This window comes from Janthinobacterium lividum (genome assembly GCF_034424625.1).
Taxonomy (GTDB): domain Bacteria; phylum Pseudomonadota; class Gammaproteobacteria; order Burkholderiales; family Burkholderiaceae_D; genus Janthinobacterium; species Janthinobacterium lividum.
On record NZ_CP139976.1, the window covers coordinates 5,760,976 to 5,777,362 of the forward strand.

General features: G+C 62.6%; 16 protein-coding genes. 8 read left to right on the forward strand and 8 right to left on the reverse strand.

The window, feature by feature from the left end:
* Positions 1-21: 21 nt before the first annotated feature.
* Both U0004_RS26045 and U0004_RS26050 read right to left on the reverse strand, forming a co-directional pair.
* Complete coding sequence (locus tag U0004_RS26045) at positions 22-648, reverse strand: lytic transglycosylase domain-containing protein (RefSeq protein WP_070255999.1); 627 nt, start codon at positions 646-648, stop codon at positions 22-24.
* Positions 645-2,384: a proline--tRNA ligase gene (locus U0004_RS26050; RefSeq protein WP_070256003.1), complete on the reverse strand. Its 1,740-nt coding sequence runs from the start codon at positions 2,382-2,384 to the stop codon at positions 645-647. The genes U0004_RS26045 and U0004_RS26050 overlap by 4 nt, the downstream gene beginning before the upstream one ends.
* Positions 2,385-2,588: 204 nt before the next feature.
* Here U0004_RS26050 and U0004_RS26055 point away from each other — a divergent pair, with 204 nt between their 5' ends.
* Entirely contained in the window at positions 2,589-3,221 is a 633-nt protein-coding gene (locus U0004_RS26055; protein ID WP_034780273.1) for an RNA pyrophosphohydrolase, read from the forward strand.
* Positions 3,222-3,323: 102 nt separating this feature from the next.
* Here the strand turns inward: U0004_RS26055 and mqo are convergent, their stop codons facing one another.
* Positions 3,324-4,922 (reverse strand): malate dehydrogenase (quinone), encoded by a 1,599-nt coding sequence (mqo, locus tag U0004_RS26060; protein WP_231958296.1) that lies wholly within the window; start codon positions 4,920-4,922, stop codon positions 3,324-3,326.
* Between the two features lie 132 nt (positions 4,923-5,054).
* Here mqo and U0004_RS26065 point away from each other — a divergent pair, with 132 nt between their 5' ends.
* From U0004_RS26065 to U0004_RS26075, 3 genes are all read left to right on the forward strand, one after another.
* Positions 5,055-5,252 (forward strand): hypothetical protein, encoded by a 198-nt coding sequence (locus tag U0004_RS26065; RefSeq protein WP_139144129.1) that lies wholly within the window; start codon positions 5,055-5,057, stop codon positions 5,250-5,252.
* Between the two features lie 139 nt (positions 5,253-5,391).
* Complete coding sequence (locus U0004_RS26070; RefSeq protein WP_070256009.1) at positions 5,392-5,859, forward strand: DUF1203 domain-containing protein; 468 nt, start codon at positions 5,392-5,394, stop codon at positions 5,857-5,859.
* A gap of 59 nt (positions 5,860-5,918) precedes the next feature.
* Complete coding sequence (locus U0004_RS26075; RefSeq protein WP_034780276.1) at positions 5,919-6,341, forward strand: DUF1841 family protein; 423 nt, start codon at positions 5,919-5,921, stop codon at positions 6,339-6,341.
* Here the strand turns inward: U0004_RS26075 and U0004_RS26080 are convergent.
* From U0004_RS26080 to nirK, 3 genes are read right to left on the reverse strand one after another with little or no spacing between them, the layout of a single operon-like run.
* Positions 6,338-8,617, reverse strand: a complete 2,280-nt coding sequence (locus U0004_RS26080) for a nitric-oxide reductase large subunit (RefSeq protein WP_070256012.1) — start codon at positions 8,615-8,617, stop codon at positions 6,338-6,340. The genes U0004_RS26075 and U0004_RS26080 overlap by 4 nt on opposite strands.
* A gap of 14 nt (positions 8,618-8,631) precedes the next feature.
* Complete coding sequence (gene ytfE / locus U0004_RS26085) at positions 8,632-9,309, reverse strand: iron-sulfur cluster repair protein YtfE (protein ID WP_070256015.1); 678 nt, start codon at positions 9,307-9,309, stop codon at positions 8,632-8,634.
* A gap of 26 nt (positions 9,310-9,335) precedes the next feature.
* Positions 9,336-10,820 carry a copper-containing nitrite reductase gene (nirK, locus tag U0004_RS26090; RefSeq protein WP_070256019.1) on the reverse strand — a complete coding sequence of 495 codons (1,485 nt, stop codon included), beginning with the start codon at positions 10,818-10,820 and terminating at the stop codon, positions 9,336-9,338.
* Positions 10,821-10,970: 150 nt separating this feature from the next.
* Between nirK and norR the strand changes: the two genes are divergently transcribed.
* Positions 10,971-12,527 carry a nitric oxide reductase transcriptional regulator NorR gene (gene norR / locus U0004_RS26095; RefSeq protein WP_070256022.1) on the forward strand — a complete coding sequence of 519 codons (1,557 nt, stop codon included), beginning with the start codon at positions 10,971-10,973 and terminating at the stop codon, positions 12,525-12,527.
* A 13-nt stretch (positions 12,528-12,540) separates the two neighbouring features.
* Here norR and U0004_RS26100 read toward each other — a convergent pair whose 3' ends face one another.
* Positions 12,541-12,882 (reverse strand): c-type cytochrome, encoded by a 342-nt coding sequence (locus U0004_RS26100; protein ID WP_034780283.1) that lies wholly within the window; start codon positions 12,880-12,882, stop codon positions 12,541-12,543.
* 11 nt (positions 12,883-12,893) lie between these two features.
* Positions 12,894-13,223, reverse strand: coding sequence for a c-type cytochrome (locus tag U0004_RS26105; protein WP_034746524.1), 330 nt, complete (start codon positions 13,221-13,223; stop codon positions 12,894-12,896).
* A gap of 234 nt (positions 13,224-13,457) precedes the next feature.
* On the opposite strand from U0004_RS26105, the gene U0004_RS26110 reads away from it, so the two are divergent.
* From U0004_RS26110 to U0004_RS26120, 3 genes are read left to right on the forward strand one after another with little or no spacing between them, the layout of a single operon-like run.
* Entirely contained in the window at positions 13,458-14,327 is an 870-nt protein-coding gene (locus U0004_RS26110; RefSeq protein WP_070256025.1) for an AAA family ATPase, read from the forward strand.
* Positions 14,328-14,336: 9 nt separating this feature from the next.
* On the forward strand, positions 14,337-14,987 hold the full coding sequence (locus U0004_RS26115) for a GNAT family N-acetyltransferase (protein ID WP_070256028.1): 651 nt from the start codon (positions 14,337-14,339) through the stop codon (positions 14,985-14,987).
* Positions 14,981-16,150 (forward strand): vWA domain-containing protein, encoded by a 1,170-nt coding sequence (locus U0004_RS26120; protein WP_070256030.1) that lies wholly within the window; start codon positions 14,981-14,983, stop codon positions 16,148-16,150. Before U0004_RS26115 ends, U0004_RS26120 begins: the two co-directional genes overlap by 7 nt.
* Positions 16,151-16,387: the final 237 nt, after the last annotated feature.

The following is a 16,387-nucleotide window of genomic DNA, read 5'->3' on the forward strand; positions in this document are numbered from 1 at the left end:
ACAAGGTCAGACCTCAAACCATCACCCTGCCGGCTTGAACTCCCACTGCCGCCACGCGGCCCGCACGGCATTCGGATACTCGGGCCTTCCCCGGCTGCCGTTATACCGCCCCAGCGCCAGGTACAAGTCGCCCTTTTCCATATCCAGGTACATGCGCAGGATCGCGCAGCCGTAGCGCAGATTCGTCTGCATGTGGAACAGCTTGCTGCGGTCGCTGTCGCCGATGACGCCCGTCCAGAACGGCATCACCTGCATGTAGCCGCGCGCGCCGGCCAGCGAGACGGCATATTTGCGGTAAGCCGACTCGACCTGGATCAGGCCCAGCACCAGGGCCGGTTCCAGGCCCGCGCGGCGCGCTTCATACCAGACGGTTTCCAGGAATTCCGTGCGCAGCTGCGCATCCGGCAGCTTGCGCTGCAGGCGTTGCGACATCTGCGCCAGCCATTGCTGGTAGCGCTGCAAGTCGGCGGGAGTGGCAAATTTGGGTTGCGGCGGGCGTTCGTCGCGGATCGCGTGCGACAGGGCCAGGCGGACGGAGTCGGCCAGCGCCTCCTCCTTCTGGTTGCCGGCCTGCGCAAAGGGAGCGCAGGCCAGGCCAGCGACCAGCGCGAGCGCGCCAGCCGTTTTACTTAGCGATAAGCGCTTCACTGCGCCATTTTGCCCTGGATGAAGGCGACGATCTCGTCCGGCGCCACGCCGGTGGCTTCCGCATCGCGGCGGCCCTGGTATTCCAGCTTGCCTTCTTTCAGGCCCCGTTCGCCGATGACGATGCGGTGCGGCACGCCAATCAGCTCCCAGTCAGCAAACATGGCGCCAGGGCGCAAGCCGCGGTCGTCGACGATGACGTCCACGCCGGCGCCTTGCAGGGCCGCGTACAGCTTCTCCGTCTCTTCCTTGACCAGTTCGCTGCGGTCCATGCCCATCGGGCACAGCACGACTTCAAACGGTGCGATCGACGCTGGCCAGATGATGCCCTTGTCGTCGAAGTTCTGTTCGATGGCGGCGCCCAGGATGCGCGTCACGCCGATGCCGTAGCAACCCATCTGCAGCGGCGCAGGCTTGCCGTTTTCGTCGAGGAAGGTGGCTTTCATGCTTTCCGAGTACGCCGTGCCCAGCTGGAACACGTGACCCACTTCGATGCCGCGCTCGATGGCGAGCGTGCCCTGGCCGTCCGGCGACGCGTCGCCGGCGACGACATTGCGCAAATCGGCCACGATGGCTGGCTCGGCCACGTCACGGCCCCAGTTGGCGCCCGTGTAGTGGAAACCGGCGTCATTCGCGCCGCAGACGAAGTCGCTCATGTGGGCAACCGTGCGGTCCGCCACCACGGTGACGGGGGCGCGGGTGGCAATCGGGCCCAGGTAGCCAGGAATAGTGCCGTAGACTTCCAGGATTTCCGCTTCCGTCGAGAAACGGTGGCCGGCCAGGCCGGCAACCTTGCCCACCTTGATGTCGTTCAATTCATGGTCGCCGCGCAGCAGCAGCATGAAGTGCTGTTTCGTGACTTTTTCATCCTTGCCAACGGTTTCCACCGTCAGGGCGATGGTTTTCACGGTCTGCGCCAGGTCGATACCGAGCAGGGCCGCCACGGTTTCGCACTTGACGGTGTCCGGCGTAGCCGTTTTCGTCAACGCCTGGGCCGCGGCTGGGCGCTCGCCCGCTGGCGGCAGCGCTTCGGCCGCTTCCATGTTGGCGGCGTAGTCGGACGTCGGGCAGTACACGAGCGCGTCTTCACCCGTGTGGGCGATGACGTGGAATTCATGCGAACCGGAACCGCCGATGGCGCCGTTGTCGGCGGCCACGGCGCGGAATTGCAGGCCGAAACGCGTGAAGATGCGCGTGTAGGCGTCAAACATGACCTTGTACGACGCCTGCATGCCAGCCAGGTCGCGGTCGAACGAGTACGCGTCCTTCATGGTGAATTCACGGCCGCGCATCAGGCCGAAACGTGGGCGGCGCTCGTCGCGGAACTTGGTCTGGATGTGATAAAAGTTCAACGGCAACTGGCGGTAGGACTTGATTTCCGTGCGCACGACGTCGGTGATGACTTCTTCCGATGTCGGCTGGATCGCGTATTCGCGGCCGTGGCGGTCTTTCACGCGCATCAGTTCGTCGCCCATCTTGGTCCAGCGGCCCGTCTCCTGCCACAGTTCGGCTGGCTGCACGAGCGGCATCAGCAGTTCGATACCGGCGGCTTTGTTCATCTCGTCACGGATGATGGCTTCCACCTTGCGGATCACGCGCAAGCCCATCGGCATGTAGGTATAGATGCCGGAACCGAGGCGTTTGATCATGCCTGCACGCATCATCAACTGGTGGCTGACGATTTCCGCGTCAGAAGGTGCATCTTTAAGTGTGGAAATAAAAAAACGGGAGGCGCGCATAACGGTGAATTCTTTTTAAAAAGAGAGGGTTATAATCAACCTAATTTTAAAGGATTAGCTGGCTGATGCGTCCATACTTTACACAAATGCGCTCAATTGGTGCGATTCCGGCGCTTTTCGCACCCCGAAAAGGTCACCGGCTTGCGAAGTTGTGGGTAATTATGTAAAAAAAGACGCACTGTCGCAGAAAGTTTGAGGTGCATTATGCTCGACCGTGAAGGGTTTCGGCCCAACGTCGGCATCATCCTGCTAAACGCCCAGAACGAGGTGTGGTGGGGCAAGCGGGTGCGCGAGCACTCATGGCAGTTTCCGCAAGGCGGTATCAAATATGGCGAAACACCGGAACAAGCCATGTTTCGCGAACTTGAAGAGGAAATCGGACTCAGACAGGAACACGTCAAAATTGTCGGCCGCACCCGCGACTGGCTGCGCTATGAGGTGCCAGACCACTTCATCAAGCGCGAGATTCGTGGCCATTACCGTGGCCAGAAGCAGATTTGGTTTCTGCTGAGAATGTGCGCGCGCGATAACGACGTCAATCTGCGCCTGACCGACCATCCCGAGTTCGACGCCTGGCGCTGGCATGAATACTGGGTCCCGCTCGATGTCGTCATTGAATTTAAACGCGATGTCTACCAGCGTGCCTTGCAGGAGCTGTCCCGCTTCCTGACCTGGCCCGTGCATGGCAACGCACAGCAAGCGCACCGCCACACGTCGCGCTATCTGCGCCAGCCCCATGCGCCACGGGCACAGGATGGTACGGCACTGGCCAAGCCTTGCGACGGCATTGCCGCCGAAGGGTGTACGCCGGAGCTGATTTTGCCAGGCAAGGAGTAGTCCGCCGCACCATGAACGCACTCTCCCACGCAAAAGGGGCAGCCTGAACAGGCTGCCCCTTTTTTCATGCCGGCAGGAAACTCTCCTGCCGGTCAGGCCGACTTAGTTTGCTGCCGGCGCTGGCGCAGCGACTGGAACGTCCAGGGTAATCGCTTTGAGACCCAGGATATTGCTGCTGTAGTGGCGGATCTTGTTGGCCAGGGCCGGATCATTGTTCAGCTTTTGACCGTACGACGGCACCATTTCCACCATCTTCGCTTGCCATTCCGGCGTAGCCAGGCGGCTCTTGAATGCCGTTTGCAGCACCTTGATCATGATCGGCGGCGCGGTCGAGGCGCCTGGCGATGCACCCAGCAGGGCAACGATGCTGCCATCGGCGGCGCCGACGACTTCCGTGCCGAACTGCAGCAAGCCGCCTTTGACAGGGTCATCCTTGACGATCTGCACGCGCTGGCCCGCGTTTTGCAGGGTCCAGTCTTCCATCTTGGCGTTCGGCAAGTATTCGCGCAGGGTTTTCAAACGGTCTTCCGGCGTGTTCATGACCTGTTCGACCAGGTATTTCGTCAGCGGAATATTGTCATAGCCGGCTTGCAGCATGGGTTTCACATTGCCCGTGCCGATCGAGGCAGGCAAATCGATCCACGAACCGTTTTTCAGGAACTTGGTCGAGAAGGTGGCAAACGGGCCAAACAGCAGGGCTTTCTTGCCATCGATGATGCGCGTATCGAGATGCGGCACGGACATCGGCGGCGAACCGACGGATGCCTTGCCGTAGACCTTGGCAGCATGCGCCGCCACCAGTTCCGGATTGGTCGTCACGAGCCACTGGCCGCCGACCGGCACGCCGCCGTAGCCCTTGGCTTCAGGAATACCCGATTTTTCCAGCAGAGGCAGCGAACCGCCACCGGCGCCGATGAAGACGAACTTGGCGCGCATGGTCTTTTCCTTGCCGGCGTTCAAGTCTTTCACCGTCACGTTCCACACGCCATCGGCGCCGCGCTGGATGTCTTCCACCTGGTGGCGCAGGTGCAGGACCATGCCATGGCTGTCCGTCAGGTATTTCACGAGGCCGCGCGTGAGATTGCCGAAATTGACGTCGGTACCGATTTCCATGCGTGTCGCGGCCACTTTCTGGCCCTTGTCCCGCCCTTGCATGACCAGCGGTGCCCACTGTTCGATCTGCGCCTGGTCTTCCGAGAACAGCATGCCCTTGAACAGGTTTTCCTTTTGCAGCGCGGCATAGCGCTTCTTCAAGAAGGCAATATTGTCGTCGCCCCAGACAAAGGCCATATGCGGCACGTTGTTGATGAAGGTTTGCGGCGCGCCCAGGTGCTTGTTGGCTACCTGATAAGCCCAGAATTGCTTGGAAATTTCGAATTGCTCGTTGATGGCAACGGCTTTCTTGGTCTCGATGCTGCCATCGGCCGCTTCCGGCGTGTAGTTCAGTTCAGCAAATGCCGAGTGGCCCGTGCCCGCGTTGTTCATCGCATCCGAGCTTTCGGCGGCCACGGAATCGAGGCGCTCGACCATTTCCATCGTCAGCGACGGATCGAGTTCCTTGAGCATGCTGCCCAGAGTGGCGCTCATGGTGCCGGCGCCGATCAGCAGCACGTCGACCGGTTTTTCGGACGAGGCCGGAGGGGTCTTGTCACATGCCGCCAGGATCAGGCACGACATCAAAAGTAATAGCGATTTACGCATGGGTAACTCCGTTATGAATACTGAGGGTTGGTTCTTCCAGGCCACCCGGGCGGCAAGCGCAAGATCATCGGAAAATGGCTATCCCTCCAGCGCAAGAACGGCCGGATCAAGGGGTAACGATGGTGATGACGCATGCATGCCGCCGCCGCGCCGCAGCTTGCGGCAGCGATGGAGTGGCGATGGTGCGGACAAGGAAAACACGGCGCCGCTGCTGTTTTGGCCCTCGCGCGGGGCCAAACTCACAACACGGCGATTGTCTATAGCAAATATCAAGAACAGCGATTTTATCACCGTTATTTGCCCTTGCCGGGCCGCCAGGATCGTGGATAACACTTACTGTGGAGTATTAATTTGGCAGTAACCAGGCGTCAAAAAGCCAGTTGGTGCAGGAATGCACGGAGCAAGAAACGGATGGCAAGCCCCCATCCATCATGGTCTGATAACGCTTTGACCACACCGGAGCCTGACCATGTCTTTTCGTATCCGCGGCCTGTCGCCCGCCCCTTTCCTGGCCTGTTTCGGCCTGCCTGACGCCGAACTGGCCGCGCTGGGCATTATCCGCCATGTGGTCGACAGCCAACCCGGTTACCCGGACCGCATCGAACTGCGCGACGCGGCGATCGGCGACATGGTGCTGCTGCTGAACCATGTCTGCCAGGATGCGGACACGCCCTACCGCGCCTCGCACGCCATCTTTATCCGCGAGGGCGCCACGCAAGCCTATGACGCCGTCGACCAGGTGCCCGAATCGATGCGCATCCGGCTGCTGTCGCTGCGCGGCTATACGGAAGGTGGGATGATGGTCGATGCCGATGTGGTGGAAGGCACGGCCATTGAAACCGTGATCGCGCGGCTGTTTGAGAACCCGGCTGTCAGCTATATCCACGTGCACAATGCCAAACGTGGTTGTTATGCGGCCAGGATCGACCGGGCCTGAGAACTTATTACGGCTACGCGGTACAATGCCGGCTGCCCTTTAGCCATAGTCCTTCAGCCATGTTCAACCCTTCTTCCGACGATGTGCGCCGTTTCTTTTGTGAAACATTGCGCAAGCATCGCGCCCATGAAATCCTCACGCCGATGGAAGCCATCGCGCTCGACTGGATCCTGGAACACCCCGAGTATGAGAACGAGCTCTCCGACGTTGAAGCGGCGCTGGCGCGCGATTACTCCGTCGAAGGCGGACAAGCCAATCCCTTCCTGCACCTGTCCATGCATCTGTCGATCACGGAGCAGGTGCAGGTGGACCAGCCGCGCGGCATCCGCCCGGCCGTCCAGCAGCTCACCCAGCGCCTCGATTCGGCCCATGCCGCCCAGCACGAAGTGATGGAATGCCTGGGCCAGATGATCTGGGCTTCGCAACGTTCGGGCTTGCCGCCGGACACGGACGCGTACATCGACTGCGTGCGCCGCCGCTAACCCGGCGACACCGCCTGCGGCTGCAGTACGGCCGCCTTCGGCGCCTTGCCCAGCAATCCCAGCACCACCTGCAGCGCCATGGCGATGGCGCCGACGATGAATACCACGTCGCCGAAGGTGCGTATCCAGCGCAGGTTCTGCAACAGCGGCTGCTGCATGAATTCCTCGCTGCGCGCATACCACAGGCCCTCCGTCACGCTGGCGTGGAACTGGATGATGCCAATCGGCAGCAGGCTGGTAAAGATCATCAGCACCAGGCCCGCGTTCAAGCCCCAGAACGCCGTCTTCATCAACGCAGGGCTGAAACGGTAGTCGGGCCGCAAATAGCGCAGCACCAGCAAGGTAAAGCCCAGCGCCAGGAAGCCATACACGCCGAACAGCGCCGCATGCGCATGCACGGGGGTCGTGTTCAGGCCCTGGATATAGTACAAGGCCACGGGCGGATTGATCATGAATCCCAGCACGCCCGCGCCCAGCATGTTCCAGAAGGCGACGGCGACAAAGCACATCATGGGCCAGCGCAGGTTTTCCATCCATGGCGCGCGTTCCTTCAGGCGCCAGTTTTCCCACGCTTCGTGGCCCAGCACGATCAGCGGCACCACTTCCAGCGCGCTGAAGCTTGCGCCGATGGCCATCACGGGCGTGGTGGTGCCGGCAAAGTACAGGTGGTGGAAGGTGCCGGGTATCCCGCCCAGCATGAACAGCGAGGCCGACGCCAGGCTGGCCGTCGTGGCCATGCGCACCGACACCAGGCCCAGGGTCGAGAAGATGAAGGCCAGCGCCGTCGTGGCGAACACTTCGAAGAAGCCTTCCACCCACAGATGCACCACCCACCAGCGCCAGTATTCCATCACCGACAGATGCGTGCGTTCGCCGTAGAACAGGCCGGCGCCATAGAACAGGCCGATGGCGCCGACGGACGCGGTCAGGAGCGCCAGCAGGTTCTTGTCGCCGCCCGGCTTGCGCAGGGCGGGTACCACGCCGCGCAGCATCAACACCAGCCACAGCAGGATGCCGATATATTTGCCGATTTGCCACAAACGTCCCAGGTCCACATATTCATAGCCTTGATGGCCGAGCCAGAAATTCCACTCGGGCGGCATCACTTGCGCAATGGCCAGGTAATTGCCGATGAAGGAACCGACCACCACGGCGACCAGGGCCCAGAACAGCACATCGACGCCCAGACGCTGCCACTTGGGGTCCTTGCCGCCATTGATCAGGGGCGCGAGGAACAGGCCCGCAGCCAGGAAGCCCGTGGCGATCCAGAACAGCGCGGCCTGGATGTGCCAGGTGCGCGTGAGCGCATACGGGAACCAGCGCGACACGTCGATGCCGTAGAACTGCTGCCCTTCCACCGTGTAATGCGCCGTAAAGCCGCCGATGAAGACCTGGAAGGTGAACAGCGCCACCACCAGGAACAGATATTTTCCCAGTCCCCGCTGCGAAGGCGTCAGGGCGAACGTGGTGAGCGGATCGCGCGGACCGGCGGCCGGCAGCGCTTCGTCGTGGTCGCGCAAGAAGGCCCAGCCCCAGACGAGGAAGCCCACGCCGGCCAGCAGCACCACCACGCTGGCGACCGACCAGACGAGGTTTTCGCCGCTGGGCTGGTTGCCAATCAGCGGTTCATGCGGCCAGTTGTTCGTATAGGTCACTTTCTGGCCAGGACGTTCGGTGGCGGCGGCCCACGCCGTCCAGAAGAAGAACTGCGTCATCTGCGCGCGCCGCTCGGCGCTGGGCAAGGTGTTTTCCTTCATGGCGAAATGCTCGCGGCTTTTTTGCAGCGCCGGCGCGTCGGAGAACAGCTGATCGTAATAGTGCGCCGTGTTGGCGATGGCTTGCACGCGGCGCGGCGACAGGCGCAGCACTTGCGCATCATCGGTACGGTTGCCGCGGTATTCGATCTTGAGCGCTTCGCGCAGCGCCGCCTGCGCGGGGCCGTCAAGCGCCGCGTACGCCTTGCCATGCAGCTCTTGCGCGGCCAGTTCCAGCCAGGCCGTCAGTTCGCGGTGCAGCCAGTCGGCCGTCCAGTCGGGCGCCTGGTAGGCGCCGTGGCCCCAGATGGAGCCCAGCTGCATGCCGCCGACGGATTGCCAGGCCGTCTGGCCATCGAGGATGCCCTCGCGGTCGAACAGTTGCCGGCCATCCTGCGCCAGCACCTGCGCGGGGATCGGCGGCGCCTGCCGGTAGACTTCCGTGCCGTAGTAGCCGAGCAGCGAAAACGTCACGATCAGCACACCGATCAGGGTGAACCAGAGTTTTTTGTAGGGACCCATGGGTCTTTCCTTTGTCAGTGCACCACGGCCGGCGCAAAGCGCTCGAACAGGATATTGTTTTCAGTGTGGATGTGCGTCATCAAGTCTGCACGGAAGGTGCGCAAGCCCGTGTACAGCGCGCGCCAGGTGGTGCAGGCGCCGGCCGGCGCGGTGATATCGTTCGTCATCGCTTCCATGGCGCGCAAGGCCACGCCATGATCGTCGTGCTCCATGCGCATCACGTTGATGGGCGCGCCGGCCCGGGGCCCCTGGCCGCGCACGATCATCGGGAACAGCACGTCTTCTTCCTTGCGCATATGGCTTTCCAGCTCCTGCGCCATGGCCGACAGGTGTTCCGCCAGCCCGTGCGGACAGTCGGCGCGCTCGCCATGCACCTGCTCGACCTTGCGTGCCAGGCGTATCAGCTCGGGCAGCTGCTCGCGGTGCACGGCGTGGTAGCGCGCCAGGATGTGTTCCACCAGCTCGGTGGCCGAGGCTTCCTGCCAGTCACGCTCGCCGCTGGTATCTGCGCGCCCTGCCAGCAGCCGCAGTTCCTCGACGATGGGCGCCGTGTCCACGCCGGCCGCTTCGGCCGCTGCGCGCAGGGTCTTGTTGCCGCCGCAGCAGAAATCCAGGCGGTGCGCATCGAACAGGCGCGTGGCGCCAGGGATGCGGCGAGCCAGTTGGCCCAGGGATAGCTCGATCATTTCCATAACAGTTCCTTGATGATGAATAGGGTTTATTGGCGGGCGCCCGCGTGGTAGACGCCGGGCACGGGTTCGCCAGTCACTTCCAGCACGCCCACGGCGCCCTTGCCGGCGCGCGACAAGGCATGGTCGACCAGCAGATAGCTGCCCGGATGCTGTACCTTGAGTTCGACGATGGTCGCGCCGCCCGGTGCCACCAGGGTGGTTTGCACGTCGAGTTTCGGGCTGCTGATCGAGCCTTCGCTGTACACCTTGTCGAATATCTCGCCGATGATGTGGAACGATGAAATCTTGTTCGGGCCGCCGACGCCGAAATAGATGCGCACCGTCTCGCCGACTTTCGCCTGCAATTTGTGCGTCTTGCTCAAGGCGCCCACTTCGCCGTTGAAGACGTAGTAGTCGGGCAGTTCATTGGCCATTTTTTCCAGGTTCGGTTCCTGGTGCACGGGCGCGCCGTGCGGACGGCCCGTGTACATCTCGCCCTGCATCACGTAATACTCGCGGTCGACTTTTGACAGGCCGCCTTCCGGTTCGACCAGGATCATGCCGTACATGCCGGCCGCGATATGCTGCGGCACCAGGGGCGTGGCGCAGTGATACACGTACAGGCCCGGATTGAGCGCCTTGAAGGTGACCGTTTTTTCCTGCCCCGGCGCCACCTGCGTGTGCTGTCCGCCGCCATGGCCGCCCGTCACGGCGTGCAGGTCGATCGAGTGGATCATCTTGCTGTCCTTGGCATTGAACAGGGTCAGTTCCACCGTGTCGCCCACCTTCGCGCGCAGCATGGGTCCGGGCACTTGCCGGTTGAAGGTCCAGTACGTAAAACTGGTGCCGTCATCGAGCTTGCCCGGCAGCTCCACCGTCTCCATGCGGTATTTCAGGGTTTGCGGCGCGCGCGCGCCGATGGCGGCCGGCACGGAGGCCGGATTGGCGGCCACGCTGACGGCCGATGGATCGGGACCGCGCATCGGCGACGGTGCGGGCGTGTACAGGGCCAGCGCGGCGGCCTGGCTCGATTCGCTGGCAGCGCTGCCGGCGCCAGCAGCCTTCGGTGCCCCGGCTTCAGCCAGCGAGGTGCCGCTCACTTCCAGCTTGCCTTCCATGCCGATCTGGCGGTGGCCGGGAATCGAGCAGTAATAGGTGAACGTGCCGGCGCGCGTGACCTTGAAGCGCACGGTGGTGCTGCCGCTATTGGCGCTGAACTTGGCCGAGGCCACGTTGAGTTCCGGGATCAGCAGGTCGTGCTCGGCGCCTTCACCGCTTTTCAGCACGAGTTCGACCGTGTCGCCCACCCTGGCCGCCAGCACGGGATTGACCTGGCCCTTGGCATCGATGAACACCATCTTGCCGTCGACGATATTGGTTTGCAGTTCATAGCGCTTGAGCGTGGCGGCGGCGGGTTTGGCCGCAGTGGCGGCAGCGCTGGCCGGCAGGCTCGCCTGGGCTTGCACGGACAGGGGCATGGCCAGTACGCAGATGGCGGCGGCAATGGCGCGGAGGGGGGGAGTCGTTTTCATCAAGCTTTCCTTGGTCTTGTATGCCGGTTCGGCCCCCTTACCTAGGCAAACGACGTGCCAGGAAAAACTTGTTTTAAATCAACGATTTGAAAATTGCAGGGTCGGTATGACCCTTTTAAAGCATGGTCCGTTGTACCCTGCATGGTACTTATGACCACCACTGCCATCCACCTGCTGCTGCTCACCGACCTGGTCGCCGACCTGCCCGTGGCCGTGCGCCTGCAGCGCCTGGTCGGCAGCCTGCGCGCCCACTTCGGCTGCGAGGCCGTGGCCTTGCTCAAGCTCGATGGCGAGCACTTGCGCCCCGTGGCGATGGCCGGCCTGGCCAGCGACGCGCTGGGACGCCGCTTCGCCGTCGCCGACCATCCGCGCCTGGCCGCCATCCTGCAGCGGCGCGGCGTGCTGTGCTTCCATCACGACAGTTCCCTGCCCGATCCCTACGATGGCCTGATCGCCGAGCGGGCCGGCGAGCCGCTGCCCGTGCACGACTGCATGGGCATGGCGCTGGATCTGGAAGGCGAACGCTGGGGCGTGATCACGCTCGACGCGCTGCAGGTGGGCACTTTCGATACGCAGGCGCAGCGCGACCTGGGCGAGCTGGCCTGCGCCATCGAGGCGGCCGTACGCGTCACGCGCCTGGAGGCGGAAATCCGCGCCCTGCGCCTGTCGGGCGGCGCCATGCTGGCCGATGCGCAAGCGCCGCGCGAGGAACACGATTTCGTCGGCCAGAGCAGCGCCATCACGCACTTGCTGCACGAATTGCAGGTGGTCGCCGATTCCGAACTGCCCGTGCTGCTGCTGGGAGAGACGGGCGTCGGCAAGGAACTGTGCGCGCACCGCCTGCACCGCCTGTCGCGCCGCGCCGGCAAGCCCCTGATCCATGTCAATTGCGCGGCCTTGCCCGAGTCCCTGGCCGAGAGCGAATTGTTCGGCCATGTACGCGGTGCGTTTTCCGGCGCCGTCAGCGACCGGCCCGGGCGTTTCGAGGCGGCCGAAGGGGGCACCCTGTTTCTCGATGAAGTGGGGGAATTGCCGCTGTCGATACAGGCCAAGCTGCTGCGCACCTTGCAAAATGGCGAAATCCAGCGCCTGGGCGCGGACCGGCCGCGCAGGGTCAACGTGCGCGTGATTGCCGCCACCAACCGCAGCCTGCGCGAGCATGTGCGCGACGGTTCGTTCCGCGCCGACCTGTACCACCGTTTATCCGTGTATCCCGTGCCGATTCCGCCGCTACGCGAGCGGGGCAATGACGTGCTGCTGCTGGCCGGTGGTTTCCTGGAACTGAACCGCGCGCGCCTGGGCTTGCGCAGCCTGCGCCTGTCCGCCGCGGCGGAAAACGCCTTGTGCCATTACCGCTGGCCGGGCAATGTGCGCGAACTGGAACATGTGATCAGCCGGGCCGCGCTGAAAGCCGTGATCCGCGGCGCGGACCGCAAGGACATCGTGACCCTGGAAACGGATATGCTCGACCTCGATGCGCTGGAAGCGCCGGCCGGCGCGGAGGCGCCGCCATTGGCGCCAGCCGCGTGCGGCACGCCAGCGGCGCCGCTGCTGTCCATGCATCAGATCGTGGAAGCGAGCCAGCGCCAGGCCATCCGGCAAGCGCTGGTCCTGCATCAGGATAACTGGGCCGCTGCCGCGCGCCAGCTGGGGCTGGACGCCAGCAATTTACATAAGCTGGCGCGCCGGGTGGGCTTGAAAGCCTGAGCAGGGTTAAAACTCAGCGGTGCGTGACCAGGGTGCTCGGCAGGCTGTGGAAGTAGGCGGCCAGGTCCTTGATGTCCTGGTTGCTCAGCGGTTTTACCTGGCCCGTCATGATGGCGTTGTTGCGGCCATTGGGCTTGTCGCCCCGCTTATACGCCGTCAGGGCGTGTTCCAGGTAGTCCTTGTGCTGGCCCGCCAGTTTCGGATAGGACGGATCGATGGGCGAACCGTAATCCTTGCCGTGGCAGGTGGCGCAGCTGTATTTTTCGGCCAGGGCCTTGCCCGTGTTGATATTGCCGGCGGCGCTGGCGCCGAACGAGACGGTGGCGCAAACGAGGGCGGCGAGTAGTTTTTTCATCTGGCTGGTCCTCAGTTCGTCTTGGCTTGTTGCGCATAATACGCGGCGACATCAGCGATATCCTGGTCCGACAGGCTGCTGGCGATGCCCTTCATGCTGGGGTGCTTGCGGTCGCCCTTCTTATAGGCTTGCAGCGCATTCTCGATATATTTTGCCGGCTGGCCGCCGATCATCGGCACCTGGAATACTTCAGGGAAGGTTGCCTTGTAACCGGGAATGCCGTGGCAGCCGATACACATTTCCACCTTGGCAGGGGCTGCCTTGGCGTTTCCTACAATGTCAGCCGCTGTGACGGCATTTGCTATGCCGGCAAGCACGAGAAGTGCAAATATTTTTTTCATAGTGGCAATGTGAACAAAGGTAATCGGAGAAACGCCAGAGCTGGTTTTTTATTGATTTTATGTATTGACAATTAAGGTTGACAATTAATCTGCTGCTTGCCGATTCTAGCCAAGATATTCTTGCAAGTCCACCTATAAAACCCGCATTGTAGGCAGGCAGGCACAGGCCGTCCGCGTGGCAGTGCGCCACAGTTCTGTTTATACTCACCATTTCCCTACTTTGGCAGACCGCTCATGCAAGCACAGCACACCCAGCAAGGCCAACGCTTCGAAGGTTCCGACAGCTATGTCGCCACCGCCGACCTGAAACTGGCCGTGAATGCGGCGCTGACCCTGCAACGCCCGCTGCTGATCAAGGGCGAACCGGGCACGGGCAAGACCATGCTGGCCGAGGAAGTGGCCGCCGCGCTGAACATGCCGCTGATGCAATGGCATATCAAATCGACCACCAAGGCGCAGCAGGGCCTGTACGAATACGACGCCGTCTCGCGCCTGCGCGATTCGCAGCTGGGCGACGAGCGCGTGCGCGACATCCAGAACTACATCGTCAAGGGCGTGCTGTGGCAGGCGTTCACGGCGCCCGAGCCGGTGGTGCTGCTGATCGATGAGATCGACAAGGCCGACATCGAATTCCCGAACGACCTGCTGCGCGAACTGGACCGCATGGAATTCTATGTGTATGAGACGCGCGAAATGGTCACGGCGCGCCACCGTCCGCTCGTCATCATCACCTCGAACAACGAGAAGGAATTGCCGGACGCCTTCCTGCGCCGCTGCTTCTTCCATTACATCAAATTCCCGGACAAGGACACGATGGAGCAGATCGTCGCCGTCCACTACCCGCACCTGAAACAGGAATTGCTGGCGCAGGCGCTGCAAACCTTCTATGAAGTGCGCGACGTGCCGGGCCTGAAGAAAAAACCGTCGACATCGGAATTCCTCGACTGGCTCAAGCTCCTGCTGGCCGAAGACATCCCCGTTGACGCGCTGCGCAGCAAGGACAACAAGGCAGTCGTGCCGCCGCTGCACGGCGCGCTGCTGAAAAACGAGCAGGATGTGCACCTGTTCGAGCGCCTGATGTTCATGTCGCGCACCAACCGCTAAGGAGCGCCGGTGAACGACATCAGCCCGGACAAGGTCTTCGTCCCCCTGGAACTGCACGGCATCCGCCTCGAAGCGCTGGCGCCGCACCACGCGCCTGGCCTGCGCGCGGCGGCCATGGACGGCGAGCTGTGGAATCTGCGCGTCACCTCCGTGCCCGAGCCGGACCAGGTGGACCAGTACATTTTCAAAGGCATCGAGATGCGCCCTTCGCGCTTCGCCTTTGCCGTCATCGACGTGGCCAGCGGCGAGGTGCTCGGCACCACCAGCTACCACGACGTGGTGCCAGCCATCGGGCGCCTGGAAATCGGCTACACCTGGTATGCCAAGCGCTGCCAGCGCAGCCACGTCAACACCACCTGCAAATTGCTGCTGCTGGCGCACGCCTTCGACACGCTCGGCTGCGCGCTGGTGGGCCTGCGCACCGATAATTTCAACCATGCCTCGCAGGCGGCCATCGAGCGCCTGGGCGCGAAAAAGGACGGCGTACTGCGCCACCATGCGCTGCGCCGCGACGGCACCGTGCGCGATACCGTCATGTACAGCATCACGCGCGGCGAGTGGCCCGAGATTGCCGCCCATTTGCGCTACAAGCTGGCCCAGCGCCCCATCGCCGCACTGCCCCGCGCGGGAGCCGCCGGGGCAGAGGAAGCGCCATGCTGATCGACTTCTTCTTCACGCTCAAGGATGCGAAGATTCCCGTCTCGATCAAGGAATTCCTGACCCTGCTCGAAGCGCTGCAAAAGAACGTCATCGACGCTTCGATGGACGATTTTTACTATCTGGCGCGCCTGACCCTGGTCAAGGATGAAGCCCATTTCGACAAGTTCGACCGCGCCTTTGCCCAGTACTTCAAGGGCGTCAACGCGGCCTTCGACACGAACGCGGCGATTCCGCTCGACTGGCTGCTGAAACGCATGCAGCGCGAGCTGTCGGAGGAGCAGAAGGCGCAGCTGGAGAAATTCGGCTACGACAAGCTGATGGACCGCCTGAACGAGCTGCTGAAGGAACAGAAGGAGCGCCACGAAGGCGGCAGCAAATGGATCGGCACGGGCGGCACGTCGCCATTCGGCAATGGCGGCACGAACCCGGAAGGCATCCGCATCGGCGGCAAGGGCGGCAACCGCACGGCCGTGAAAGTGTGGGAAGCGCGCAGCTACAAGGATTACGACGGCGAGCGCGAACTGGGCACGCGCAACATCAAGGTGGCCTTGCGCCGCCTGCGCAAATTCGCGCGCGAAGGCGCGGAAGATGAACTGGCGCTGGACGCCACCATCGCCGCCACGGCCAATAACGCGGGCTATCTCGACATCAGGATGCGGCCCGAACGCAAGAACCGCATCAAGGTGCTGATGCTGCTCGATGTTGGCGGCAGCATGGACGACCATATCGAGCGCACCGAGGAACTGTTTTCGGCGGCGAAGACGGAATTCAAGAACATGGAGTTCTTTTACTTCCATAACTGCGTCTACGACTACCTGTGGAAGAACAACCGGCGCCGCAACGCCGAACGGTTCCCCACCTGGGACGTGCTGCGCAAATACCCGCCCGACACCAAGCTGATTTTCGTCGGCGACGCCACCATGAGCCCCTATGAAATCCTGCAACCGGGCGGCAGCGTCGAATACAACAACGAGGAAGCGGGATCGACGTGGCTGGCCCGCTTTACCCAGGCGTTCCCGAAATTCATCTGGCTCAATCCCGAATCGGAGGGATTATGGCAGTACCGCCAGTCGATCGGCGTGATGCGGCAACTGATGAACAACCGCATGTTCCCCCTGTCGATCGACGGGCTGGAACGGGGCATGCGTCTGCTCAGTAAATAAAGGCACGCAACAAAAAGTCCATGGCGGCAGGGGGCTGCCATGCCGTACACTGCGACACGGCACTACCGTGCGGAGCATCTCCGCTGCGGGCGGGTACCATACGCTGATACCAGCCCTGCCCAACCTGCTGCATCCTGTGCGCGGCCGCCATGGCCGCGACACTGTTCGATTGCGCACATCGTGCGCGCCTTCTGCTCCGGTAGAATCGGCGCATCGCTCTGCGCAAACAATGCACCA